Source organism: Rhodococcus daqingensis, from assembly GCF_042665615.1.
GTDB lineage: Bacteria > Actinomycetota > Actinomycetes > Mycobacteriales > Mycobacteriaceae > Rhodococcus_G > Rhodococcus_G daqingensis.
The window spans coordinates 219,711-242,090 of the sequence record NZ_JBHTCS010000030.1 but is presented as its reverse complement, the minus strand read 5'-3'; the positions used below and the strand labels follow the sequence as shown (position 1 = coordinate 242,090).

26 protein-coding genes and 1 tRNA gene are annotated in these 22,380 nt (G+C 70.9%); 13 read left to right on the top strand and 14 right to left on the bottom strand.

What is annotated here, in order from left to right:
- Positions 1–26: 26 nt before the first annotated feature.
- Positions 27–701: a Crp/Fnr family transcriptional regulator gene (locus tag ACFQS9_RS25505; protein WP_027500354.1), complete on the top strand. Its 675-nt coding sequence runs from the start codon at positions 27–29 to the stop codon at positions 699–701.
- Between the two features lie 64 nt (positions 702–765).
- Here ACFQS9_RS25505 and ACFQS9_RS25500 read toward each other — a convergent pair whose 3' ends face one another.
- The 5 genes from ACFQS9_RS25500 to ACFQS9_RS25480 all read right to left on the bottom strand — a co-directional run bounded on the left by ACFQS9_RS25500 (position 766) and on the right by ACFQS9_RS25480 (position 4,033).
- Positions 766–1,659, bottom strand: a complete 894-nt coding sequence (locus ACFQS9_RS25500; protein WP_378409338.1) for an LLM class flavin-dependent oxidoreductase — start codon at positions 1,657–1,659, stop codon at positions 766–768.
- A 441-nt stretch (positions 1,660–2,100) separates the two neighbouring features.
- Entirely contained in the window at positions 2,101–2,223 is a 123-nt protein-coding gene (locus ACFQS9_RS25495; protein WP_269321311.1) for a hypothetical protein, read from the bottom strand.
- 241 nt (positions 2,224–2,464) lie between these two features.
- Positions 2,465–3,250, bottom strand: coding sequence for an MBL fold metallo-hydrolase (locus ACFQS9_RS25490; protein WP_378409337.1), 786 nt, complete (start codon positions 3,248–3,250; stop codon positions 2,465–2,467).
- Positions 3,251–3,404: 154 nt separating this feature from the next.
- On the bottom strand, positions 3,405–3,863 hold the full coding sequence (locus ACFQS9_RS25485) for a RidA family protein (RefSeq protein ID WP_378409336.1): 459 nt from the start codon (positions 3,861–3,863) through the stop codon (positions 3,405–3,407).
- Positions 3,864–3,868: 5 nt separating this feature from the next.
- Entirely contained in the window at positions 3,869–4,033 is a 165-nt protein-coding gene (locus ACFQS9_RS25480; RefSeq protein ID WP_072750449.1) for a DUF4177 domain-containing protein, read from the bottom strand.
- Positions 4,034–4,087: 54 nt separating this feature from the next.
- Between ACFQS9_RS25480 and bagA the strand changes: the two genes are divergently transcribed.
- A complete protein-coding gene (bagA, locus tag ACFQS9_RS25475; RefSeq protein WP_378409335.1) occupies positions 4,088–5,104 on the top strand; it encodes an ATPase BagA in 1,017 nt (338 codons plus the stop codon).
- Complete coding sequence (gene bagB, locus ACFQS9_RS25470; protein WP_378409334.1) at positions 5,101–6,213, top strand: ATPase BagB; 1,113 nt, start codon at positions 5,101–5,103, stop codon at positions 6,211–6,213. Before bagA ends, bagB begins: the two co-directional genes overlap by 4 nt.
- Here bagB and ACFQS9_RS25465 read toward each other — a convergent pair.
- Both ACFQS9_RS25465 and ACFQS9_RS25460 read right to left on the bottom strand, forming a co-directional pair.
- Complete coding sequence (locus tag ACFQS9_RS25465; protein WP_378409333.1) at positions 6,192–7,463, bottom strand: MFS transporter; 1,272 nt, start codon at positions 7,461–7,463, stop codon at positions 6,192–6,194. The two genes, bagB and ACFQS9_RS25465, sit on opposite strands and share 22 nt — an antisense overlap.
- Positions 7,460–7,942: a MarR family winged helix-turn-helix transcriptional regulator gene (locus ACFQS9_RS25460; protein WP_378409332.1), complete on the bottom strand. Its 483-nt coding sequence runs from the start codon at positions 7,940–7,942 to the stop codon at positions 7,460–7,462. Before ACFQS9_RS25460 ends, ACFQS9_RS25465 begins: the two co-directional genes overlap by 4 nt.
- Before the next feature lie 103 nt (positions 7,943–8,045).
- On the opposite strand from ACFQS9_RS25460, the gene ACFQS9_RS25455 reads away from it, so the two are divergent.
- The gene (locus tag ACFQS9_RS25455; RefSeq protein ID WP_378409331.1) at positions 8,046–8,495 is read left to right on the top strand and encodes a cupin domain-containing protein; all 450 of its coding nucleotides are present in this window, start codon (positions 8,046–8,048) and stop codon (positions 8,493–8,495) included.
- Positions 8,496–8,686: 191 nt separating this feature from the next.
- Here the strand turns inward: ACFQS9_RS25455 and ACFQS9_RS25450 are convergent, their stop codons facing one another.
- On the bottom strand, positions 8,687–9,010 hold the full coding sequence (locus ACFQS9_RS25450; protein ID WP_378409330.1) for a WhiB family transcriptional regulator: 324 nt from the start codon (positions 9,008–9,010) through the stop codon (positions 8,687–8,689).
- 323 nt (positions 9,011–9,333) lie between these two features.
- Here ACFQS9_RS25450 and ACFQS9_RS25445 point away from each other — a divergent pair, with 323 nt between their 5' ends.
- Positions 9,334–11,631 (top strand): penicillin-binding protein, encoded by a 2,298-nt coding sequence (locus ACFQS9_RS25445; RefSeq protein WP_378409498.1) that lies wholly within the window; start codon positions 9,334–9,336, stop codon positions 11,629–11,631.
- A gap of 69 nt (positions 11,632–11,700) precedes the next feature.
- On the opposite strand, the gene ACFQS9_RS25440 is transcribed toward ACFQS9_RS25445, so the two are convergent.
- Positions 11,701–12,177, bottom strand: coding sequence for a GatB/YqeY domain-containing protein (locus tag ACFQS9_RS25440; RefSeq protein WP_378409329.1), 477 nt, complete (start codon positions 12,175–12,177; stop codon positions 11,701–11,703).
- 69 nt (positions 12,178–12,246) lie between these two features.
- Here ACFQS9_RS25440 and ACFQS9_RS25435 point away from each other — a divergent pair, with 69 nt between their 5' ends.
- The gene (locus tag ACFQS9_RS25435) at positions 12,247–13,209 is read left to right on the top strand and encodes a metallophosphoesterase (protein WP_378409328.1); all 963 of its coding nucleotides are present in this window, start codon (positions 12,247–12,249) and stop codon (positions 13,207–13,209) included.
- Between the two features lie 38 nt (positions 13,210–13,247).
- Positions 13,248–13,321: transfer RNA gene (locus ACFQS9_RS25430), tRNA-Pro, on the top strand.
- Positions 13,322–13,380: 59 nt separating this feature from the next.
- Here ACFQS9_RS25430 and ACFQS9_RS25425 read toward each other — a convergent pair.
- Complete coding sequence (locus tag ACFQS9_RS25425) at positions 13,381–14,268, bottom strand: NAD(P)-dependent oxidoreductase (protein WP_378409327.1); 888 nt, start codon at positions 14,266–14,268, stop codon at positions 13,381–13,383.
- A 95-nt stretch (positions 14,269–14,363) separates the two neighbouring features.
- Here ACFQS9_RS25425 and ACFQS9_RS25420 point away from each other — a divergent pair, with 95 nt between their 5' ends.
- The gene (locus tag ACFQS9_RS25420) at positions 14,364–14,780 is read left to right on the top strand and encodes a winged helix-turn-helix transcriptional regulator (RefSeq protein ID WP_378409326.1); all 417 of its coding nucleotides are present in this window, start codon (positions 14,364–14,366) and stop codon (positions 14,778–14,780) included.
- On the opposite strand, the gene ACFQS9_RS25415 is transcribed toward ACFQS9_RS25420, so the two are convergent.
- Positions 14,722–15,657, bottom strand: coding sequence for an AraC family transcriptional regulator (locus ACFQS9_RS25415; RefSeq protein ID WP_378409325.1), 936 nt, complete (start codon positions 15,655–15,657; stop codon positions 14,722–14,724). The two genes, ACFQS9_RS25420 and ACFQS9_RS25415, sit on opposite strands and share 59 nt — an antisense overlap.
- 49 nt (positions 15,658–15,706) lie before the next feature.
- A complete protein-coding gene (locus ACFQS9_RS25410) occupies positions 15,707–16,633 on the bottom strand; it encodes an NADP-dependent oxidoreductase (protein WP_378409324.1) in 927 nt (308 codons plus the stop codon).
- A 180-nt stretch (positions 16,634–16,813) separates the two neighbouring features.
- On the opposite strand from ACFQS9_RS25410, the gene ACFQS9_RS25405 reads away from it, so the two are divergent.
- Entirely contained in the window at positions 16,814–17,479 is a 666-nt protein-coding gene (locus ACFQS9_RS25405) for a dienelactone hydrolase family protein (protein ID WP_378409323.1), read from the top strand.
- Here ACFQS9_RS25405 and ACFQS9_RS25400 read toward each other — a convergent pair.
- Positions 17,476–18,489: an AraC family transcriptional regulator gene (locus ACFQS9_RS25400; protein WP_378409322.1), complete on the bottom strand. Its 1,014-nt coding sequence runs from the start codon at positions 18,487–18,489 to the stop codon at positions 17,476–17,478. The genes ACFQS9_RS25405 and ACFQS9_RS25400 overlap by 4 nt on opposite strands.
- 135 nt (positions 18,490–18,624) lie before the next feature.
- On the opposite strand from ACFQS9_RS25400, the gene ACFQS9_RS25395 reads away from it, so the two are divergent.
- Positions 18,625–20,097: a flavin-containing monooxygenase gene (locus ACFQS9_RS25395; protein WP_378409321.1), complete on the top strand. Its 1,473-nt coding sequence runs from the start codon at positions 18,625–18,627 to the stop codon at positions 20,095–20,097.
- Positions 20,094–21,041: an alpha/beta hydrolase gene (locus ACFQS9_RS25390; protein WP_378409320.1), complete on the top strand. Its 948-nt coding sequence runs from the start codon at positions 20,094–20,096 to the stop codon at positions 21,039–21,041. The genes ACFQS9_RS25395 and ACFQS9_RS25390 overlap by 4 nt, the downstream gene beginning before the upstream one ends.
- Here the strand turns inward: ACFQS9_RS25390 and ACFQS9_RS25385 are convergent.
- Positions 21,017–21,649, bottom strand: a complete 633-nt coding sequence (locus tag ACFQS9_RS25385) for a TetR/AcrR family transcriptional regulator (RefSeq protein ID WP_378409319.1) — start codon at positions 21,647–21,649, stop codon at positions 21,017–21,019. The two genes, ACFQS9_RS25390 and ACFQS9_RS25385, sit on opposite strands and share 25 nt — an antisense overlap.
- A 123-nt stretch (positions 21,650–21,772) precedes the next feature.
- Between ACFQS9_RS25385 and ACFQS9_RS25380 the strand changes: the two genes are divergently transcribed.
- Both ACFQS9_RS25380 and ACFQS9_RS25375 read left to right on the top strand, forming a co-directional pair.
- Positions 21,773–21,919: a hypothetical protein gene (locus ACFQS9_RS25380; protein ID WP_378409318.1), complete on the top strand. Its 147-nt coding sequence runs from the start codon at positions 21,773–21,775 to the stop codon at positions 21,917–21,919.
- A gap of 41 nt (positions 21,920–21,960) precedes the next feature.
- On the top strand, positions 21,961–22,371 hold the full coding sequence (locus ACFQS9_RS25375; RefSeq protein ID WP_378409317.1) for a VOC family protein: 411 nt from the start codon (positions 21,961–21,963) through the stop codon (positions 22,369–22,371).
- Positions 22,372–22,380 lie beyond the last annotated feature (9 nt).

Here is a 22,380-nt window from a genome sequence, read left to right as displayed (position 1 = left end):
CCCCAACGACCGAAGAAGGAGCGCACGTGGACGAGATCCTGGCCAGAGCCGGAATCTTCCAGGGAGTCGAACCGTCGGCGGTGGCCGCACTGGTCAAGCAGCTGCAGCCTGTCGACTTCCCTCGCGGGCACGTGATCTTCAACGAGGGCGAGCCCGGTGACCGGCTGTACATCATCGTGTCCGGCAAGGTGAAGCTCGGACGCCGCTCCCCCGACGGCCGCGAGAACCTGCTCACCATCATGGGCCCCTCCGACATGTTCGGCGAGCTCTCGATCTTCGACCCGGGCCCGCGTACCTCCACCGCCACCACGGTCACCGAGGTCCGCGCGGTGCAGATGGATCGCGACGCCCTCAAGTCGTGGATCGATCAGCGCCCCGAGATCGCGGAGCAGCTGCTGCGCGTGCTGGCCCGCCGCCTGCGCCGCACGAACAACAACCTCGCGGACCTGATCTTCACCGACGTCCCGGGCCGTGTCGCCAAGGCGCTGCTGCAGCTCGCCCAGCGCTTCGGCACGCAGGAGGCCGGATCGCTGCGCGTGACGCACGACCTCACGCAGGAGGAGATCGCCCAGTTGGTCGGCGCCTCACGCGAGACCGTGAACAAGGCGCTCGCCGACTTCGCGCATCGCGGCTGGCTGCGGCTCGAGGGCAAGAGCGTGCTGATCTCCGACTCGGAGCGCCTGGCCCGACGGGCCCGCTGACTCCCCCACACACGCGTACGGCCCACCCCGGGACCCCGGGGTGGGCCGTTCGTCGTTCCGGGCCTCAGCCCCGCTGCCGGGCGACCGCCTCGCGAACCGCGGGCACCACCTCGACCGCCCACTTCTGGTGCTGGTGCGGGTCGTCGCCCTCCGCGCCGAACACGAAGGTGTCCATGCCGGATTCGAGCACCAGCCCGGTCAGCTCGTCCACCCACTGTTTCACCGGGCCGTTGAGGAATCCGCTGCTCGGCCCGTCGGTGATGGCGCCGAACACGTTGTAGATCCGCTGGATCGCCGCGGGATCGCGCCCGGCCGCCCGCGCGGACTCGTCGATGCGCGCGTGCAGGCCGGGCAGCGCCGGCGGGGGGAAGTAGCTGACCGACGGGACCCAGCCGTCGGCCACGCGGCCGAGCAGGCCGAGCATCCGCGGGCCGCCGACCCCGAGCCACAGCCCGATGTCGTGGGCGGGCCGCGGCCCCGGGTGCACGCCCGACAGCTGGTACTGGGTGCCCTCGTAGCGCGCCGATGCCTCGCCGGACCACATGAGCCGGATGACGTCGACGGCCTCCGACAACGCCCGCGCCGCCTCACCGGGCGTGCGCTCGGGTCCACCCATTGCCCCGATTGCCGGCCAGAACGCCCCGGCCCCGAGCGCCAGCTCGAACCGCCCGCCCGAGATCAGGTCCAGACTCGCGGCCGCCTTCGCCATCACGGCCGGCGGTCGCAGCGGCAGGCACGCCACGTCCGGGAAGACTCGGACCCGATTGGTGCGCGCGAGCACCACGGCCATCAGCGACCAGGTGTCCAGGAATCGCTTCTGATACGGATGGTCCTGGATGCCAACGAGATCCAGGCCCTCGTCATCGGCCATTCGGACGAGGTCGAGGATCTCGTCGACCCGGTCGGCCTCCGGGGTGGGGAACATCCCGAACTGCGGTGGACGTCCATAGTCGGTCATCGCCGCGCTCCTCCGTCTCGGCTGCGCCTGATGTCAACAGTCACCGACGCGGCCCGAATGCGCAACGGTCGCCGCGGGATCGGGCCGAAATGGACCGATCGCGCGGCGACCGTCGGTGCCGTGTGCGTGGAGCGCAGGGGGCTACTTGGGCTCGACCGGGCTCAGCGAGCCACCGGCCAGGTTGCCGAGGAAGTCCCCGAGGACGGGCACGAGGGCCTTGAACACGTCGCCCAGGTCGGAAACAGATCCCATGGTCATACTCCTTGAAGTCGAGGGTGCCGCCGGTGATCCGGCGACTACGGGGTGGGGGTCTCGCCTGCGCTGCCCGCGCCGGCCGAGCCGGAGTTGAGTCCGGTGAACAGCGTGGTCAGCGAGTTGACCAGCTCGGTGAGGTTCTCGACAGAGGTCATCGTTGTCTCCAGTTCGTGGTCGGTCGGCGGGTCAGTTCGCCGCGCTGACGGAATCGAGGCCCTCGATGGCCTTCATCAGCGGGAGGAGCTTGAGCATGTCGAGCAGGCCGAAGCCGGCGCCGTTGGCGTCGAGGAGGTTTTCAACGGATCCCATGAGTACTGCTCCCTTGTGTCGATCGTCGTGATGCCGACGCGGTGTGTGGTGCGTCACGCAGATTTAAGTACGTGCACTAAGTAACTGTCTAGGACCAAACCTGCCCACGGCGAGAGAACTCGACGATCAACCATCGGGAAGCGGACCCAAAAGGCGAGCCTGCCTGCAACCATCGGTCACACGCACATCAAAATATGACGTGCGTCACAGTGCCTCGTGGGGCCACTCGAGCCACACGCCGTCAGCGACGCAGGTACTCCAACTGCACACGCACGGACTGCTCGGCGACCGGCCACAGGCTCTGATCGACGTCGGAATACACGTGCTCGACCACCGCACGCGGCCCGGCATCGGCGCCGAGGACCTCCAGCGCCGCCCGCACCTGATCGAGCCGCTCCTCGCGATGGCTCAGGTACTGCTGCGCGACCACCTGCAGGTCCGGCAGCTCCGGCCCGTGGCCCGGCAGCGCCGCGCGACCCGACCCCAGGTCGATGAGCGCGCGCAGGGAGGCCAGGTAGTCGCCGAGATCGCCGTCGGAGGCGTCCAGGACGGTGGTACCCCGGCCGAGGATGGTGTCGCCGGTCAGCACCGACCCCTCCCCCTCGATCACGAACGAGGTCGAGTCCTTGGTGTGCCCGGGCGTGCGCAGCACCCGGATCGCGAGACCGACCTCCTCGATAAGCTCGCCGTCCGGCAGGCCCGCGTCGGTGTGCCTGCGGAATCGCGGATCCACGGACCGGACGGGACTGCCGGTGAGCGCGGCGAACCGCTCGACTCCCCCGGTGTGATCCCCGTGCCGGTGCGTGATCAGGGTCAGCGCCACCGGGCCGACGGCCGCCACCCGCAACAGGTGGTCCTCATCGGCGTCACCCGGGTCGACGACCACACACTCCTCGCGTCCGGGGGCGCGCAGGATCCAGGTGTTGGTGCCGTCGAGGGTCATCATGCCCGGGTTGTTCTCCAGCATCACCGCCGCGATGGGGGTGACCTGGCGCAGCTGGGCATACGCCGGATGTGCCGTGGTCATGGGCTCACTGTACGGATTCACCGGCGCCGCCGGCTGGACGCATCAACCGGCACCGCCGGTGTTGGGCCACATGCGGATTGGCTCCGCGCGTCGACGCCCGCGCGTGATCGGCCCCTCCCGTCGAGGAGCCGACCACGCGCGGGCGGACCGTGCCCTAACGGACTTCCGCGATGACCTCGACCTCGACCGGGGCGTTCAGCGGCAGCTCGGCCACGCCGACCGCGGACCGGGCGTGCACGCCCGCGTCGCCGAACACCTCGCCGAACAGCTCCGAGGCGCCGTTGATGACGCCGGGCTGCCCGGTGAAGCCCTCCGCGGAGGCCACGAAGCCGACCACCTTGACGATGCGGACCACCGAGTCGAGCCCGACCAGGGCATCGATCGCGGCGAGCGCGTTGAGCGCGCAGGTACGGGCGGCATCCTTCGCCGTGTCCGCGGCGACCGCGCCGCCCACCTTGCCGGTCTGCTGCAGTTCACCGTCGATGAAGGGCAACTGGCCGGAGGTGTAGACGAGGTTCCCGGTCTGGACCGCGGGGACGTAGGCCGCGACCGGCGCCGCCACCGCGGGCAGCTCGATCCGCAGTTCGGCGAGCCTGGACCTCCAGTCGGTCATCCCGATCAGCCCTTCGGACGCTTGAGGTAGGCCACGTGCTGCTCGCCGGTCGGGCCGGGCAGTACCGACACCAGTTCCCAGCCGTCGCCACCCCACTGATCGAGGATCTGCTTGGTCGCATGGGTCAACAGCGGAACGGTGGCGTATTCCCAGGTAGTCAATTCGCTCATGCCGCTGAGCCTAGTCGGCCGACGCCGCGCCGCCGCGACTTATAGGCTCGGGGGGTGGCAGCACCCGCGACAGCACCCGTATACGAGTGGCCCGCCAAGGCGGACAAGGCTCGCCTGCATTTCGTTTCCGGCAAGGGCGGCACCGGAAAGTCCACGGTCGCGGCCGCTTTGGCGCTCGCGCTGGCCGCGGGCGGCCGACGGGTCCTGCTCGTCGAGGTCGAGGGCAGGCAGTCCATCGCCCAGCTCTTCGACGTGCCCCCGCTGCCCCCGGAGGAAACCAAGATCGCCACGGCCGACGACGGCGGCGAGGTCTTTGCCCTCGCCCTCGACATCGAGCACGCGTTCCTCGAATACCTGGACATGTTCTACAACCTCGGTTTCGCGGGGCGCGCCATGCGCAAGCTCGGCGCCATCGAGTTCGCGACCACCATCGCGCCCGGCCTTCGGGACGTGCTGGTGACCGGCAAGATCAAGGAGTGCGTGGTGCGCACCGACAAATCGGGGGCCCGGATCTACGACGAGGTGGTCGTCGACTCCCCGCCGACCGGCCGGATCGGCAGCTTCCTCGACGTGACGAAGGCGATGGCCGACCTCGCGAAGGGCGGACCGGTGCACTCGCAGTCCGAGGGGGTGGTCCGGCTGTTGCACTCCGACGAAACGATGGTGCACCTGGTGACACTGCTCGAGGCGCTGCCCGTGCAGGAGACCACCGACGCGGTCGTGGAACTGGAGGCCGCGGACCTTCGGCTCGGCACCGTGATCGTCAACCGCAGCGGCAACGCCTACCTGCCGACCAAGACGATGGCGCAGGCCGCGGAGGGCGACATCGACGCGGACGCGGTCCGCGCCGGGCTGGAGGCCGCCGGGATCTCGCTGTCGGAGGCCGACTTCGCGGGCCTGCTCACCGAGACGATCGAGCACGCGTCGACGCTGCGCGCGCAGGACGACAGCGCCGCCACCCTCGACGAGCTGGACGTCGCGCGCCTGCACCTGTCGGCGCTGACCGACGGCATCGACCTCGGCGCGCTCTACGAGCTGGCCGAGCAGCTGGCCGAGCAGGGGGTCCGATGACCGCGGCACTCGACATCGACTCGATCCTCACCGACCCGGCGTCCCGGATCGTGGTGTGTTGCGGGGCCGGCGGCGTCGGCAAGACGACCACCGCCGCCTCGATGGCGCTGCGGGCGGCCGAGGAGGGTCGCCGGGTCGTGGTGCTCACCATCGACCCGGCCCGCCGGCTGGCCCAGGCGCTCGGGGTGCGCGAGCTCGACAACACCCCGCAGCTGGTGCAGCTGGCGCCGGGCGCCACCGGTGAGCTGCACGCGATGATGCTGAACATGCGTCGCACGTTCGACGACATGGTGCTCGAGCACTCCGCCCCGGACACGGCGCAGCAGATCCTGGCGAACCCCTTCTACCAAACGGTGGCCACCTCCTTCTCCGGCACGCAGGAGTACATGGCCATGGAGAAGCTGGGTCAGCTGGCCGCCAGCGACGAGTGGGATCTGGTGGTCGTCGACACCCCGCCCTCGCGCAACGCACTCGACTTCCTCGATGCCCCACAACGCCTGGGCGCCTTCCTCGACGGCCGGATGATCCGGATGCTCTCCGCTCCGGGACGCGGGATCGGACGCCTGGTGACCGGTGCGATGGGACTGGCCCTCAAGGCGGTGAACACCATCGTCGGCAGCCAGATGCTGTCCGACGCCTCGGCGTTCGTGCAGTCCTTCGAGTCGATGTTCGGCGGGTTCCGGGAGCGGGCCAACCACACCTACCAATTGCTGCGCGCGGAGGGCACCCATTTCCTGGTGATCGCGGCCGCCGAGCCGGACGCGCTCCGGGAGGCGTCGTTCTTCGTCGATCGACTCTCCACCGAGGGGATGCCGCTGGCCGGGCTGGTGCTCAACCGGACCCATCCGACGCTGAGCTCGTTGTCGGCCGAGCGGGCGACGGCCGCCGCGGACCAGCTGAAGGAACGGGGCGAGCACCCGCTGGCGGCGGCGGTCCTGCAGATCCACGCGGAGCGGACCCGCACCGCCCAGCGGGAGCTGCGGCTGCTCGGCCGGTTCACCGGGGCGCATCCGCGGGTGCCGGTGGTCGGCGTGCCGTCCTTGCCGTTCGAGGTCTCCGACCTCGAGGCGCTGCGCGCGGTCGCCGATCAGTTGACCCGCCGGGGCTGACCGGCCTCGTCGGCCTCGTCGCCCGCGCCCGCCGTCCGCGCGGGGCGGCGCACGACGAGCGCCGCTGCGGCGGCCGCGACCAGGCAGGCGGCGGCGCCCATCGCGAGGGCGACCCGGCCGCCGAACTGCTCGGCGACGGCGCCCGCGATGGGCCCGCCGATCGGCGTCGACCCGAGAAACGCTACCGACCACAGCGCCATCACCCGGCCGCGCATGCCGGGCTCGGCCTCGAGCTGCAGGGTGCTGTTCCCGATCGAGAGGAATCCGACGCTGGCCGCCCCGACCAGCACCAGGATCACCAGCTCGAGCCAGAGGGTCGGGGCGAGCGCGGCCGCGGCGATCAGCACGCCGAACAGTGTCGCCGCCCCGACCAGCGCGGGGATCCCGGTCTTGCCGCGGGCCGCGACGAACAGGCCGCCGACCACCGCGCCGAATCCCATCGCCGCGGTCATGAATCCGTAGACGCTGGCGTCGCCCCCGAAGGTGTCGCGCGCGAGCACCGGCAGCACCACCTGGAACTCGTAGGCCAGGCAGCCGACCAGCGCCATCATCAGCAGCGGGACCAGCAGTGTCGGGGTGCGCCGCACGTACCGCAGGCCCTCCCGCAGCTGCCCCGGCCTGCGCTGCGCCGGCGGCGCGGGGCGCAGCGCGCCGACGTCGAGGGTGGTCAGCGACGCGACGACCGCGACGAAACTGACCGCGTTCAACAGGAAACAGAATCCGAGCCCGCCCGCCGCGATGACGATGCCCGCGACCGCGGGCCCCACGGCGCGGGCCGCGTTGACCAGCACCGAGTTCAGGCTGACCGCGTTGCGCAGGTCCTCGGGCCCGACCATCTCCAGCACGAACGCCTGCCGCGCGGGATTCTCGAAGCTGTTGTTCACCCCGAGCAGGAAGGCGAGCACGTACACCTGCCAGAGCGTGACCGCGCCGGTCACCGTCAGCACGCCGAGCACCAGCGCGAGGATGCCCATCATCGACTGCAGCCCGATCATCAGCCTGCGTTTGTCCATCCGGTCGGCGACGACGCCGCCGTAGGGGCCGAAAAGCAGGACCGGCAGGGTCTGCAACGCGACCACCAGCCCGAGCGCGGTGCCCGAGCCAGTCAGCTGCAGCACCAACCACGCCTGCGCGACGGCCTGCATCCAGGTGCCGACCATCGACACCGCCTGCCCGCCGAAGTACCGGCGGAAGTTGGGGGTGGCGAGGGACGCGAAGGTCCGGTGAGCGGCCGCGGAGAGCGTGGTCACGGCAGGCCGCGCACCGCGGCGCCCGTCCCCGAGTCGCCGGACCGCGGCGCGATCTCCCTGGCCAGCGACTCGATCGCGGGCAGTGCCGCTCGCAGGGCCCGTTCCTCGGCCGCCGGGAGTCGGGCGAGCGCGTCGGTGAAGAGCCGGGTCCGTTCGCCGCGCAGCCGATGATGCATCAGCTCGCCCGCCTCGGTGACCTGCACCCGCGCGACCCGGCGGTCACCCGGATCGGTCGAACGCTCGAGCAGACCGTCGGCCTCGAGCTTGCCGACCACCCGCGAGAGCATCGTCGGGTTGAGTCCCTCGGTCTCGGCCAGCGCACCCAACCGCAACGGACCGAGCCGGGCGACGGTGCCGAGCACCGAGAGCTGCGTCCGGGTCATCCCGCCGCCCGAGACCTGACGATCGACCAGCCGGGCGATCCGGGCGAGGGCGATCTTGAGGCGGGTGACCTCGTCCTCCGAGTGCACCGTCGCCATCGCCTACCCCTCCCGAATTAATTGCCTATCGGCAAGCATATAACTGGGGAGGAATCATGTCGAGCGCGTGACGGGAACGCCCGGCGCTGCAATGATCGAGGTCATGACGGAACTGCCCGACTGGGCGCGCGAGCTGAACCTCGCGCCACACCCGGAGGGCGGCTGGTATCGGGAGACCTGGCGCAGCGACATCACAGTCCCGGCGACCTCCCTGCCCGGCGACTACCCCGGCGCCCGGGCCGCCGGGACCGCCATCCTGTTCCTGCTGATGCCGGGCGAACGGTCGGCGTGGCACACGGTCCGCAGCGAAGAGATCTGGCTCTTCCACCGCGGCGGCCCACTCCGACTCGACGTCGGCGGGGATGGCGATCGCCCCGGCCCGGTGACCGAACACGTCATCGGCACCGACATCGCCGCCGGCCAGCAGCCCCAACTGGTGGTACCCGCGCGCCATTGGCAGCGGGCCGAACCCGCCGGGAACGAGCCGACGCTGGTCAGCTGCGTGGTCGTGCCGGGATTCGACTTCGCCGACTTCCGGCTACAGGACGACTAGCGTCCCGATCCGGGTCCGGGCGATCAGCAGATAACAACACGGTCACGCGGCCCTTTCGGGCCACCGGAAAACCGGCAGGAGTTTCTGCGGGTGAAATCAATCGAGCGTGGTCTTACAGCCGATATCGCGGCGCATCGTTACCTCCGCGGACCGGCCCGGCCGGGGATCACACCCCGGCCGGCGCGCCGGTCTCAGACGGCGTTGGACTGCGACCGCTGGGTGTCGAAGAAGTCGGCCCAGGACTCGACCTCGGGGTGCTGCTTGAGCAGGGCACGGCGCTGACGCTCGGTCATGCCTCCCCACACGCCGAACTCGACCTTGTTGTCGAGGGCGTCGGCGCCACACTGCATGAGCACCGGGCAATGCCGACAAATCGTGGCGGCCTTGCGTTGTGCCGCGCCACGAACAAACAACTGGTCAGGATCAACTGCCCGGCATCTCGCCTGTGCGACCCACGCGATGCGGGCCTCGGCTTCCTCAACGTCCAACCGGTGGGCCGTGGTGATAACGGTCATTCTGGTGCCCCTCTGCAGTCCAAGCGTCGCCCTCGCAGACGCTCTGGAATTACGTATGACCCGCCGTATCACAGCGAGTCACACCACATTCCTCAACGAGTGTTATCTCTATCACACTCAGAAGACAACTTAGGCACTGAAGATCGCCCAGCGCAAGATGCTGAGGCATTTTTTTGGTACGGACGTCCATCAAGTGGTGTACGGCGGCCACATCTGCAGGTCGCGGCCACCCGCCCACGTAGGCTGTCCCCGTGCCGATCGCAAAAACTGTCGCGAAGCTCGCCGGATGCTCCGCTCTCGCCGGGGCTCTGCTCGCGGGCGTCATGTTCCCCTTGGCCGGCGGGTTCGGAATCGTCTCGAACCGGGCCGCCGATACCGTCGACAACGTCTCGGCCGAGCTGGTACAGGGCGATGCCCCCACCGTCTCGACGATGGTCGACGCCGCGGGCAACCCCATCGCCTGGCTCTACGAACAACGCCGGTTCGAGGTGCCGAGCGACAAGATCTCCAACAACATGAAGCTGGCGATCGTCTCCGTCGAGGACAAGCGCTTCGCCGACCACCAGGGCGTGGACTGGCAGGGCACGCTGCGCGCGTTCCTGACGAACACCACCAGCGGGCAGGTCCAGCAGGGCGCCTCCACCATCGACCAGCAGTACGTGAAGAACTACCAACTGCTGGTGGTCGCCAAGACCGACGCCGAGCGCCGGGCCGCCATCGAGACGACCCCGGCCCGCAAGGTCCGGGAGATCCGGATGGCGTTGACCCTGGACAAGAAGCTGACCAAGGACGAGATCCTCACCCGGTACCTGAACCTGGTGCCGTTCGGCAACGCCTCCTTCGGCATCCAGGACGCGGCCCGCACCTACTTCGGGGTCGACGCGAAGGATCTCGGCCTCACCCAGTCGGCGATGCTCGCCGGCATGGTGCAGTCCAGCTCCGCGCTGAACCCCTACACCAATCCCGAGGGCGTGCTCGCGCGCCGAAACGTCGTGCTCGACACCATGATCGCGAACATCCCCGGACGTGCCGACGAGATCCGCGCGGCCAAGGAGGAGCCGCTCGGCGTCCTCCCCGAGCCGAACACCCTGCCGCGCGGCTGCATTGCCGCGGGCGACCGCGGCTTCTTCTGCGACTACGCGCTGCAGTACCTGGCCAACTCCGGGATCAGCCGCGAACAGGTCAACAAGGGCGGCTACCTGATCAAGACCACCCTCGACCCGGTCCTGCAGAACTCGGTGCACAGCGCGCTGTCCGCCACCGCCAACCCCGCGGTCGACGGGGTGGCCGAGGTGATGAACGTGGTGCAGCCCGGGCAGGACCAGCACCGGGTGCTGGCGATGGGCAGCAGCCGCAACTACGGCCTCAACGGCGAGATCAACGAAACCGTTCAGCCGCAGCCCTATTCACTGGTGGGCAACGGTGCCGGCTCGGTGTTCAAGATCTTCACCACCGCGGCCGCCATGGAGAAGGGCCTCGGCACCAACGCGGTGCTGCAGGTGCCCGGCCGGGTCGAGGTCAAGGGCATGGGTCACGGCGGCGCCAAGGGCTGCCCGGCCACCAGCTACTGCGTCGAGAACGCCGGCAAGTACGCGGCCTCGATGTCGGTGACCGACGCCCTCGCCCAGTCCCCCAACACCGCGTTCGTGAAGCTGATCGAGCAGGTGGGTGTCACCCCGACCGTGGACATGGCCGTGCGCCTGGGCATGCGCTCGTACGCGCAGCCCGGAAGCTCCGGCCGAGACGACAACCTGTCGATGGCCGACTTCCAGAAGCAGTCGAACTCCGGGTCGTTCACCCTCGGGCCGTCCTGGATCAATCCGCTCGAGCTGTCGAACGTCGCCGCGACCCTCGCCTCGCACGGGAAGTGGTGCCCCCCAACGCCGATCGACTCGATCTTCGATCGCGCGGGCAAGCCTGTCTCCATCACCCAGCAGGCGTGTGAGCAGGTCGTCGAGCCCGGGCTGGCCGACACCCTGGCCAACGCGATGAGCAAGGACGACAAGCCCGGTGGCACCTCCGCCGCGGCCGCCGGATCCGTCGGCTGGACGCTGCCGATGGCGGGCAAGACCGGCACCACCGAGTCGCACATGTCCTCGGCGTTCCTCGGGTTCACCAACAACCTCGCGGCCAGCGTGTACGTGTACGCGGATTCGCCCACCCCCAAGGAGATCTGCACCTCGCCGCTGCGACAGTGCGGCGACGGCAACGTGTTCGGCGGCAACGAACCCGCCCGTGCCTGGTATCTCGCGATGAAGCCGGTGGTCGACAAGTACGGTCCGACCTCGCTGCCGCCGATCGACCCGAAGTACCACCGCGGGTCGAAGAACGCTCAGGTGCCGGAGGTGACCGGGATGACCCAGTCGCAGGCGACCGGGGCGCTGCAGGCGGCCGGGTTCACCGTCAACGCCGTCAACACGTCGGGACCATCGCCGCGCGGCAACGTGCTCAGCACCTCGCCCGCGGGGTCGGCGGTGCCCGGTTCGGCGATCACCATCTACGTCAGTGACGGCTCGGCGAAGGCGGCCGCGCCCGCGCCTGCCCCCGGACAGGCGGCTCCCCCGCCGCCGATCCAGATCCCGGGCCTGCCGCCCATCCAGCTCCCCCCGCTGCCGCGGTAAGGCGGCTGCGCCGCCTGTGAGTACTTCTGGTCCCCATAGGGGCCAGAAGTACTCACGGGCGCGAAGCGCCTACAGCCGGTCTTTGACGGCCTTCGAGATCCGGGTGCCGTCGGCCTTGCCTGCCGCGAGCGCGGTGGCGGCCTTCATGACCTGACCCATCTGCCGCATCCCGGGCCGCTCGCCGATCTCCTCCGCGACCTGCGCGATGGCGGTGTCGGCGACGTCGGCCAACTCGGCGTCGGTCAGCGGGGTCGGGAGGTACTCGTCGATGATCTGCGCCTCGGCGCGTTCGGTCGCGGCCAGCTCACCGCGTCCCGCCTCGGTGTAGATCTCGGCGGATTCACCGCGCTTCTTGGACTCCTTCGCCAACACCTTGAGCACCTCCTCGTCGGTGAGCTCGCGGGCCTCCTTGCCGGAGACCTCCTCGGTCTGCACTGCGGCGAGCAGCATGCGCAGCGTCTGCAGGCGCAGCGCATCCTTGGCCTTCATGGCGGCCGTCATGTCGGCCCGGAGCGTGGATTTCAGGGAGGAAGTCGATTCGGACATGGTGCCGAACGCTACGCGCTCCGAGCACTGACGCGCATATCGTTTGCGCGCGCTGCGTATCCTGAAATGGTGTTTGACGACTCACGCAACGTGCTCCGGGGAACTGCCGCCGGATTGGCCGGCGCCGCGGCGCTCGGAATCGGGTACGCCTCCCTGATCGAGCGGAACGCCTTCACCCTGCGTGAGGTCACCATGCCGGTCCTCGAACCGGGGTCGTCGTCGCTGCGGGTGCTGCACATCAGTGACCTGCACATGATGCCGAACCAGAAGCTCAAGCAGAACTGGCTGCGCGAGCTCGACCGGCTCGACCCCGACCTGGTGGTCAACACCGGCGACAACCTCTCGCACCAGCGTGCCGTGCCCGCGGTGGTGCAGTCGCTGAGCAGCCTGCTCGGTCGCCCGGGCCTGTTCGTCTTCGGCAGCAACGACTACTTCGCCCCGAAGCCGAAGAACCCGTTCAAGTACTTCAACAAGGAACACAAGCGCACCCACGGGGAGCCGCTGCCGTGGCAGGACCTGCGCGCGGCCTTCACCGAGCGCGGCTGGCTGGACGTCACGCACACCCGGCGCGAACTCGAGGTCGCCGGGATCCGGATCGCCACCGCCGGCGTCGACGACCCGCACCTCAAGCGGGACCGCTACGACACCATCGCCGGGCCGCCGAACGCGATGGCCAACCTGAAGCTCGGCATCACCCATTCACCGGAGCCCAGGGTGCTGGACCGGTTCGCGGAGGACGGCTACGACCTGGTGCTCGCCGGGCACACCCACGGCGGCCAGTTGTGCCTGCCGTTCTACGGCGCGCTGGTCACCAACTGCCAGATCGACCGGTCGCGGGTCAAGGGTCCGTCGAAGTGGGGAGCCCACACCCAGCTGCACGTCTCCGCGGGCATCGGCACCTCCCCGTACGCGCCAGCGCGGTTCTGCTGCCGTCCGGAGGCGACGCTGCTGACCCTCGTCGCGGCGCCGAACAAGGGGCCCAGTAAGGGCGTGCGACCAGGCGTTTCGTCTTCCGCGGCAGTCGTGCGCTAGACTTTCGCTCGCTGCCCGATGAGGGCAGATGCAGGGCACGGGGTGTGGCGCAGCTTGGTAGCGCGCTTCGTTCGGGACGAAGAGGTCGTGGGTTCAAATCCCGCCACCCCGACAGTGCCAGAAGGACCCGATCCGCGACGCGGATCGGGTCCTTCTGCGTATGCGGGAGGATCAGCCGACGGCGAGGAGATCGATCACCCCCGTGGTGTCCTCGTCCCCGCGTCCGGCGGCGAGGCGCCGTGCCATCAGCGCCATGTACGGGGTGAGCAGCACCGGACTGACCCGCTGCTCCTCGGCGGTGCGGAGCAGTGTCTCGTTCCCAGCGACCTGCATCGCGAGGTTGGAGACGACGCCCTTGGTGTAGTCGCCGCTCTCGAGCTGCTCGGCGGCCAGGTGCACCGACCCGGCCATGGCGCCGAGCCAGTCGGCAAGCAGCGACGCGAACCCCGTGGGCGCGATCTCCTCGCGGCGGATCAACGCGAAGGCGTGCGCGACCCCGGCGAACATCCCGGTCATCGCGCTCAGCAGCGCCACGTCGTGCAACGCGGCGAAGCCGGGATCGGCGCCGACGAAGGTCGTTCCCGCCGGGACCGCGAGCACCTCCCGGTGTTCGGTGAACAGTTCCTCGGACCCGCTGTAGAACACGTAGGCGCCCGAATCGGGGACGCCGATCATCGGGGGCACGGCCATGATCCCACCGTCCAGGAAGCGGGCACCGCGGGCGCGCGCCCAGTCGGCGCGGGCGCGGGCCTGGGCGGGCGTCCCGGTGGTGAGGTTCACCAGGTCCTTGCCCGACAGGTCGATCCCGTCCAACGCCTCACCGACCGACTCGTCGTCGAGCAGGCACACCACGACGAGCCTGCCCGCGGCCACCGCCTCGGCGGCCGTGGCCGCGACCGTCGCGCCCTCACCGGCGAGTGCCTGGGCGCGGTGCGGGGTGCGGTTCCACACCGTCAGCGGGGTACCCGTCGCGAGCCAGGTCCGGGCGAGTGCGGTACCCATGGCGCCGAGGCCGAGCAGGGTGATCGGGGTTGCGGTGTCAATGTTGTTGTCTGTCATGTGGATCAGGCTCGTCGCGAATCCCGGGACGAACAAGTACGCACTTTGAGGTGGGTGGTTACCCTGAGGTGAGCAACCAGGTGGGAGGCGGGGACATGACCACAGTTCCGAGGGCGGGGACCTACGTCTGCGGCATCGACGCCGCGATGGACGTGATCGGCGGGAAGTGGAAGGTGCTGATCCTCTGGGAGCTCGACCGGCGCGCGTGCCGGTTCGGCGAGCTGCGCAGGCTGCTGCCCGGCGTGACGGAGAAAGTGCTCGCCTCCCATCTCCGGGAGCTCGAGCACGACGGCATCGTGCTCCGCACCGACTACGGCGAGGTGCCCCCGCGTGTGGAGTACTCGCTGACCGAGCTCGGCCGCTCGCTGAACGAGGCCCTGGCACCGCTGGGCGCCTGGGGACGCGAGCACGTGCTCGGCCGCGCCCCCGACGAGGCGTCGGCCGGTGCCGTCGTCACGCCGCTCGTGCCTCGCGACGGTACGCCCCGGGCGCAAGCCCGTACTCACGCTTGAACGCCTTCGCGAAGGCGAACTCCGAGCCGTATCCCGCGCGGCCCGCGACCACGCTCAGTGGGGCGTCCGACTCGCGCAGCAGCCGGGCCGCCGTCGTCATCCGCCAACGGGTCAGATAGGCCATCGGCGGCTCCCCGACCAGCGTGGCGAAGCGCCGGGAGAACGCCGCCCGGGACAGGCCGGCCCGGTCGGCCAGCGACTCGACCGACCACGGAGCCGCGGGATCGTCGTGGATCGCCGCCAGCGCGGGCGCGACCGCCCGGTCGGCGAGCGCCGCGGCCCAGCCCTCGGCGCTCGCCGACGGCTGGGCCTCGAACCAGGCCCGCAGGATGTACAGCAGCAGCGAGTCGATCAGCGTGGGCACGATGCCGTCCGATCCGATCCGCGGGTTCTCCAGCTCGGCCCCGAGCAGCTGCACGGCCGCGCTGAGCTCGGGATGCCTGCCGTGCCCGGTCTGCAGGTGGACCACCTCCGGCAACTGCCGCACCAGCGGGTGCGGGCGCCGCTGGTCGAGGTGATAGTTGCCGCACAGCAGACTGGTCAGCGGCCCGTCGCTGCCCAGCGACACCGTCCCGATCGGTGAATCCGGCCGGAACTGCTCGGCGGTCTCCTCGACCGCAGGCGTGGACGGGTGGTCGGCGAGAATGTGGCCGCGGCCGTCGCGCAGGAAGACCACGTCGCCCGGGCTCAACGCGATCGGCGACAGGTGCGGCGCATCCTCCAGCGGCACCAGCCAGCAGGTGCCGTGCAGCACCACGTGGAATCCCGCCCCGGCGACCGGCGGCAGCCGCAGGCCCCACGGGGCGCGGCCGTCGGTGCGCACGGATGACGGATGCCCGGTACGCATCGAGCCCAGTGCCTCGGTCAGGATGTCCACGCTGCGCCCTCCTCGTCTCGACGGCCACGATACGGTCCGCGCCCCGGGCTCACCCGACCGTGAGCACCACCTTGCCCTGGGCCCGGCCCGAGCCGACCAGCTCGTGCGCCCGGCCCGCCTCCGCCAACGGGAAGGTCGAGTCGACGTGCGGGCGGATCCGGCCGGCGTCGACGAGCGCGGCGATCGCCTCGAGCGAGGCGTAGTCCGGCTCCACCGACACCCCGGCGAACCGCCGTCCGGCCGCCTCGACCTCGGCGGCGAGCTGCCGATCCCAGTGCTCCATGATGCTGACCAGCGTGCCGCCCGGCCGCAGCACACCCACCGACCGCCTGCCCTGCGAGGTGGAGTCGAACACCACATCGACGTCTCGGACCACCTCGGCGAAATCGACTGTGCGGTAATCGATCAGCTCGTCGGCGCCGAGACCGCGCAGGAACTCGTGCCGGGACGCACTCGCCAGGGCGATCACGTGTGCGCCGCGGGCCTTGGCTATCTGCACCGCGAGGTGGCCGACACCGCCGGCCGCCCGGGTGATCAGCACCCGGTCGCCCTCGCCGACCCGCGCCGCGTCCACCAGTCCCTGCCAGGCGGTGAGCCCGGCGAGCGGGAGGGCGGCCGCCTGCACGTGGTCGAGCGACTCCGGCTTGCGCGCCACCTGACGTGACGGGGCGACCACGTACTCGGCGTAGCCGGTGGCGGCGCGGGGGAAGAACGGCATCCCGAACACCTCGTCGCCGACCCGGAACCGGGCGCCGGGCCCGGCCTCCTCGACCACCCCGGAGACGTCCCAGCCGACCCCGAAGCTCGGCTCGCCCAGCAGCGGGAGGGCCCCGGACCGCACCGCCACGTCCACCGGGTTCACACCGCTGGCGTGCACCCGGATGAGCACCTCGCCGCTGCGCGGCTCCGGTCGATCGGTCTGCACGGCCTCGAGCACCTCGGGGCCGCCGAATGCGTTCTGGATGACTGCCAACATCGCGAATTCTCCTCTGTCGATCGGGTTGATGTGCTCAACCGTAGGGCGATCCGACGAGCCGCAGAATGTCTCCAGATCTCGGAATCATGTCTGATCGTCCACCACCCGAGGACGCTCGGGCATCGGCCGCCCCGCGCGTAGGATCGGCCCCAGGCGAGCGGAACAGGGAAGTGAACTGCGGTGGCCGACAGCGGAACCCTCGAGCGCACCGCGCGGATCGAGACCGCGGGGACGGTGCTCGACGCCGACCTGTGCGTGCCCGAGGGCGCCCACGCGGTGGTGGCGTTCGCGCACGGCAGCGGCAGTGGCCGGCGCAGTCCCCGCAACCGGCACGTGGCCGCAGGGCTGTGGCGGACCGGGTGCGCGACCCTGCTGATGGATCTGCTCACGACGGACGAGGAGCGGGTGGATCTGCTCACCCGCGAGTACCGCTTCGACATCCCGCTGCTCGCCGGCCGGTTGACCGGGGTCGTGGACTGGCTCGCCGACCAGGACGACACAGCGACGCTGCCCGCGGTCGCCTTCGGCGCCAGCACCGGCGCCGCGGCCGCGCTCACCACGGCCGCCGACCGGCCCGAGCGGATCCGCGGCGTCATCTCCCGCGGCGGACGGCCCGACCTGGCCGGCGACGCGCTCCCCCGGGTCACCGCGCCGACCCTGCTGATCGTGGGCGGCAACGATGTCACGGTGCTCGAACTCAATCGTCGGGCGGCCCGGCTGCTCGCGGGCCCGGTCGAGCTCGCGGTGGTGCCCGGCGCCACCCACCTGTTCGAGGAGCCGGGCGCGCTGGATGCGGTGATCGCCCTGAGCACCGACGCGATCCAGGGCTGGCTGGCCGGTTCCTAGCGACGGCGGTCGCGGAATGCGCGCGGGCTCATGCCCTTCCAGCGCCGGAACGCCTGCGAGAAGCTGGACACCTCCGCATAGCCGAGCCGCCGCGCCACCTCCGCGACCGGCAGGCCGCCGGCGACCAGCAGCTCCTCGGCGAGCCGTTCGCGGACCTCGTCGAGCAGCGCCCGGAACGAGGTGCCCTCGGCGGCGAGCCGGTGCCGCAGAGTCCGGCCGCTCAGATGCAGGGCGGCCGCGACCCGGTCCGCATCCGGCGGGTCCGCGGGCCGGTCGAGCAGCAGGTCCCGCACCTCGCCCGCCAGCCCGGTGCGGGCGCGGCGGCGGGCCAGCAACTCCTGACACTGTGCCCGGGCGAGCGCGGCGGTGTGCGCGTCGGCCTGCGGCAATGGCCGGTCGACCACGGCGAGATCGGCCGTCAGCACCGTCTCGGGCGCGTCGAAGACCGGCGTGACGCCGAAGACCTCGACATACCGTCCCGGACCGTCGGCGGGCTCCGGGAACGCGAACTCGACCCGGTCGAAGATCGGCGGCATCGACAGCTCGCGCCGAATGGTCTGGATCGCGGCGGCATCGCGCTCGACGACGAACCGGGTCAGCTCGCGCGGGACGCCGGGGGCGTCGAGCACCAGCTGCATCGAGGTCGGGGCCTCGCGGGCACGGATCCGGCAGAAGGCGAACGTCAGGTCCAGGTAGCGCAGCCCCACGTCGATCGCGCTGCGCAGCGTGGGGCTGCTGATCAGCGCGAAGCCCCAGATGCCGTAGGCGGTCAGGTGGTAGCGGACCCCGGCGTCGAGCCCCAGACCGGGCGGGTCACCGAGCGCCGCGAGCAGGTTGCCGATGACGGCGAGTTCGTCTCCCGCGGTGACCTCGGCGTCCAGGCCGGTCAGGTCCGCGGGCGTGATGTGGGTGCCGCGCAGGCAGACCTCGAGCGGCACGCCGCGCTCGGCCGCGAGCCGGCTGAGCAGCAGGGTGCTCGACGGGGTTCGCGGGGTATCCCAGCGGATCATCACGGCTCCCTCTCCGACAGCGGCCACCCGTTTGCCGAATCTAGTAACTTTTCGGCCGGGTCGCACCTGTGTCCGGGCTCACGTTCCTGCGACCGTGGTATCGCACCGGGAACGACGACCAGCGAGGACAGGGACATGGGATCAGGCAGACCATCGGTGACGATCATCGGCAGCGGATTCGGCGGCTTGGGCATGGCCATCGCGCTGCGCAGGGCCGGCGTCGAGGACATCACCGTCCTCGAGAGGGCCGACGACCTCGGCGGGTGCTGGCGGGAGAACACCTACCCGGGCGCAGCCTGCGATGTCCCCTCGCACCTGTACTCGTATTCCTTCGAGCCGAAGTCCGATTGGTCCCGTCGGTTCGCCCCGCAAGGCGAGATCCTGGACTACCTGCGGCACTGCGCGCGCAAGTACGACGTGCTGCGGCACATCCGGTTTCGCGCCGAGGTGACCGGGGCGCGGTTCGACGACGGCGAGAACCGGTGGGAGGTGACGCTGGCCGACGGCACGGTGCACCGCACCGACATCCTGGTCTCGGCCTGCGGGCAGCTCAGCCGCCCGGCGTGGCCGTCGATTCCCGGCATCGAGTCGTTCGGCGGTGAGATCTTCCACTCCGCCACCTGGAACCACGACTACGACCTGGACGGCAAGGAGGTGGCGGTGATCGGCACCGGCGCCTCGGCGATCCAGTTCGTCCCGCAGATCGCGCCGCGGGTCCACAGGCTCCGGCTGTTCCAGCGCGGCGCGGCCCACGTGCTGCCCAAACCCGACTACGCCTACCCACCGGCGGTCCGCGCGGTGTTCGCGAAGGTGCCTTTCCTGCAGCGACTCTCGCGCTGGGCGACCTACTGGACGCTGGAGTCGCGGGCCCTCGCGTTCACCCGGTTCCCGCAGCTGATGAGCGCGGTGGACCTGCGGTTCAAGCGGCACCTGCGCCACCGGGTCCCCGATCCGGAGGCCCGCGCCCGGCTCACCCCGACCGATCCGATCGGGTGCAAGCGGATCCTGCTGTCCACCGACTACTACGACGCGCTGACCCGGCCCGACGTCGAGGTGGTCACCGCGGGCATCGAGGCGATCACCCCGGAGGGGCTGGTGACCGCCGACGGCCGGCGCCACGTGGTGGACGCGATCATTCTCGGCACCGGGTTCGCCGCCACCGAGTTCCTGGCCCCGATGCGGATCACCGGCCGCGACGGACGCGACCTGCACGACGCCTGGGCCGAGGGCGCCGAGGCCCACCTCGGGATCACGGTGTCGGGCTTCCCGAACCTCTTCCTGCTGTACGGCCCGAACACCAACCTGGGCCACAGCTCGATCGTGTTCATGCTCGAATCGCAGATCCGCTACGTGCTGCAGGCGGTGCGCCGGCTGGCCCGCGGCGACGTGCGCCGGCTGGAGGTGCGGGCCGAGGCGCAACGGGCGTCGAACGAGGTGCTGCAACGCCGGATCGGCGCCACCGTGTGGGACCGCGGCTGCAACAGTTGGTACACCACCGATTCCGGGCGCAACACCAACAACTGGCCGGGATTCACCTTCGCCTACCGGCTCGCCACCCGACAGCTGCGGGAAGCGGACTTCGTGCCCCAGCCCGCGGACGCCCGGTGAGCGCCGCGACCGGCCGCGGCCTCGTCCCCCGCCGGCTCATGCGCGCGATCGTCCGCCTGACGGTCCGCCCGCTCCTGACGCCCACCGTCCCGGTCCGCCGCCAACGACGACTGCTCGACGCGATCGGTGGCGTCGCCCGCCTGCCCCGGGGCACCCGGGTGTCGACGGTCGAGCTGGGTGGCCGCCCGGCCGAGCGGATCGAGCCGCCCGGAGCCGATCCCACCCGGGCGGTGCTGTATCTGCACGGCGGCGGCTTCACCGTCGGCTCGCGCACCACCCACCGCGCGCTGGCCGCACACCTCGCCGCGGCCGCCGGATCGCCCGTGTACGTGCTGGACTACCGCCTGGCGCCCGAGCACCCCTTTCCCGCCGCGCTGGACGACGCCACCGCCGCACACGACGACCTGCTGCGCGACGGTCTCGACCCGGGGCGCGTCGCGATGGCCGGGGACTCGGCGGGCGGCGGCCTCGCGGTCGCCGCCGCTGTTCGGCTGCGCGAGAACGGCACACCGCTGCCCGGCGCGCTCGCGCTGATCTCGCCCTGGGCGGACCTCACACTCACCACGGTGCGCGACGACCCGCGGGATCCGATGCTGCGCCGGGCCTGGCTGCGGTCCTGCGCCGCGCGGTACTCCGGCGCCGCCGACCCCGGCGCGCCCGAGCTGTCGCCGCTGTTCGCCGATCTGGCCGGGCTGCCGCCGATGCTGGTGCACGCCGGCGAGGACGAGATCCTGCGGGTGGACGCGCAGCGACTGTGTGCCCGGGCGCGGGCGGCGGACGTGCCGGTCACCGAGCGCACGCTGCCCGGCCTCTGGCACGTCGCGCATCTGCACGCCGGCTTGGTCGCCGAGTCGACCGCGGCCGCGCGGGAGCTGGGTGCGTTCCTGCTGGGGTCGATCGGCGATGCCGACGGAGCGGGTCAGGCGGGGGCGCGCACGGCGTAGTCCCCCAGCGCCGGCTCCAAGAGGTCGAACACCGCCGCCGCCGACGCCACGACCCGATCCGCGATCTCGTCGTTGCCGCGGCCGTCGAGCGTCAGCTCCATCACCTCGCGGAACAACACCCGATGCGCGCCGCCGAGCAGGGTCGCGGCCGCGCGCGGACCGATGTCGCCGAGAGCAGAGCCCGTCTCCTCGGCGAGCACCGCGGCCAGCGACTCCTCGCGCAGTTCGTGGAGCTCGCGCAGGCGCGCGGTCAGCGTCGGGCTGTCGGCGATCATGCGGGCGAAGGGCTCGCCGGAGAACCCGATGACGGGGTCGTGGCTGCGGGCCGCGTCGAGGAACGCCGCGCGCAGCGCGGCCAGCGCGGACTCCCCCGGCGCCCGCCGGGCGACGGTCGCCGCGAGCCCGGCGGTGAAGGCCTCGTGATGGTCGAGAGCCAGGTCCTCCTTCCGCGGGAAGTAGTTCGTCACCGTCTTCTTCGCCACCCGCGCGGCATCGGCGATCTCGGCGATGGTGGTCGCCTCGAAGCCCCGCTCGATGAACAGCCGGGTGGCCTGGTCGGAGATCTCCTGCCGGGTCTCCTGCTTCTTCTGCGCGCGCAGTCCGGTCATGCCCTCAGCCTTTCATACACCCGATCACTTTTTACGCCGGTGGTAAGAAAACTCTTGACGGCCGGTTCTTCGTGGGTATAATTACGACCGTCGTAAAGTTACGACCGACAGATCGGAGCCCTCATGACCGCGCCCCTGCCGTTCACCGCCACGATGTCCGCAACCGCACAGCGTCCGCCCCGCCGGCTCCGCAGGCCCCAGCAGCCGACGCCCCGCCACCACGACCGGGTGCGGCAGCCGTTCGGCGTGCCCCGTCGCCGCGCCTTCTGACCCCGCCCCGCCACCCGCCGCTCACCCAGCCAGGAGGTCCCATGCAGGTCACCACGTCCACCATCTCGCTCACCGTCGACGACGTCGCCGCCTCGAGCAGGTTCTTCGTCACCCATCTCGGCTACACGGAGCAGGCCGCGGCCGAGGGCTTCGCCTCGCTGAACCGGCCGGACGCGGCCGTCGACGTCGTCCTGCTCCGGCGCGGGATCGAGGTGCTGCCCGAGGGGTTCCGCGACCGCCACGCGGACGGCCTCATCCTCGCGTTCACCGTCGACGACCTCTCCGCGCAGGAGGCGCGGATGAAGGAGGAGGGCGTCGCCATCACGATGGCGCTCCGGGAGGAACCCTGGGGTGAGAAACTGTTTCAGGTGACCGACCCCAACGGCATCGTCATCCAGTTCGTCGAGTGGGCGGACCAGGGCGCGCCGGAGGACGCCGCAGCACTCACCTGACGCCCCGGC

What these genes read in the sequence shown, in the direction of transcription:
- ACFQS9_RS25400 (WP_378409322.1), bottom strand. Translation starts at nt 18,489, where the DNA reads ATGATCCGCTGGGATACCCCGCGAACCCCGTCGAGCACCCTGCTGCTC.
- ACFQS9_RS25450 (WP_378409330.1), bottom strand. Translation starts at nt 9,010, where the DNA reads ATGACCGTTATCACCACGGCCCACCGGTTGGACGTTGAGGAAGCCGAG.
- bagB (WP_378409334.1), top strand. Translation starts at nt 5,101, where the DNA reads ATGACCGCGGCACTCGACATCGACTCGATCCTCACCGACCCGGCGTCC.
- ACFQS9_RS25425 (WP_378409327.1), bottom strand. Translation starts at nt 14,268, where the DNA reads ATGACAGACAACAACATTGACACCGCAACCCCGATCACCCTGCTCGGC.
- ACFQS9_RS25410 (WP_378409324.1), bottom strand. Translation starts at nt 16,633, where the DNA reads ATGTTGGCAGTCATCCAGAACGCATTCGGCGGCCCCGAGGTGCTCGAG.
- ACFQS9_RS25490 (WP_378409337.1), bottom strand. Translation starts at nt 3,250, where the DNA reads ATGACCACGGCACATCCGGCGTATGCCCAGCTGCGCCAGGTCACCCCC.
- ACFQS9_RS25485 (WP_378409336.1), bottom strand. Translation starts at nt 3,863, where the DNA reads ATGACCGACTGGAGGTCCAGGCTCGCCGAACTGCGGATCGAGCTGCCC.
- ACFQS9_RS25395 (WP_378409321.1), top strand. Translation starts at nt 18,625, where the DNA reads ATGGGATCAGGCAGACCATCGGTGACGATCATCGGCAGCGGATTCGGC.
- ACFQS9_RS25480 (WP_072750449.1), bottom strand. Translation starts at nt 4,033, where the DNA reads ATGAGCGAATTGACTACCTGGGAATACGCCACCGTTCCGCTGTTGACC.
- ACFQS9_RS25420 (WP_378409326.1), top strand. Translation starts at nt 14,364, where the DNA reads ATGACCACAGTTCCGAGGGCGGGGACCTACGTCTGCGGCATCGACGCC.
- ACFQS9_RS25500 (WP_378409338.1), bottom strand. Translation starts at nt 1,659, where the DNA reads ATGACCGACTATGGACGTCCACCGCAGTTCGGGATGTTCCCCACCCCG.
- ACFQS9_RS25460 (WP_378409332.1), bottom strand. Translation starts at nt 7,942, where the DNA reads ATGGCGACGGTGCACTCGGAGGACGAGGTCACCCGCCTCAAGATCGCC.
- ACFQS9_RS25380 (WP_378409318.1), top strand. Translation starts at nt 21,773, where the DNA reads ATGACCGCGCCCCTGCCGTTCACCGCCACGATGTCCGCAACCGCACAG.
- ACFQS9_RS25455 (WP_378409331.1), top strand. Translation starts at nt 8,046, where the DNA reads ATGACGGAACTGCCCGACTGGGCGCGCGAGCTGAACCTCGCGCCACAC.
- ACFQS9_RS25375 (WP_378409317.1), top strand. Translation starts at nt 21,961, where the DNA reads ATGCAGGTCACCACGTCCACCATCTCGCTCACCGTCGACGACGTCGCC.
- ACFQS9_RS25495 (WP_269321311.1), bottom strand. Translation starts at nt 2,223, where the DNA reads ATGGGATCCGTTGAAAACCTCCTCGACGCCAACGGCGCCGGCTTCGGC.
- ACFQS9_RS25385 (WP_378409319.1), bottom strand. Translation starts at nt 21,649, where the DNA reads ATGACCGGACTGCGCGCGCAGAAGAAGCAGGAGACCCGGCAGGAGATC.
- ACFQS9_RS25440 (WP_378409329.1), bottom strand. Translation starts at nt 12,177, where the DNA reads ATGTCCGAATCGACTTCCTCCCTGAAATCCACGCTCCGGGCCGACATG.
- ACFQS9_RS25445 (WP_378409498.1), top strand. Translation starts at nt 9,334, where the DNA reads ATGTTCCCCTTGGCCGGCGGGTTCGGAATCGTCTCGAACCGGGCCGCC.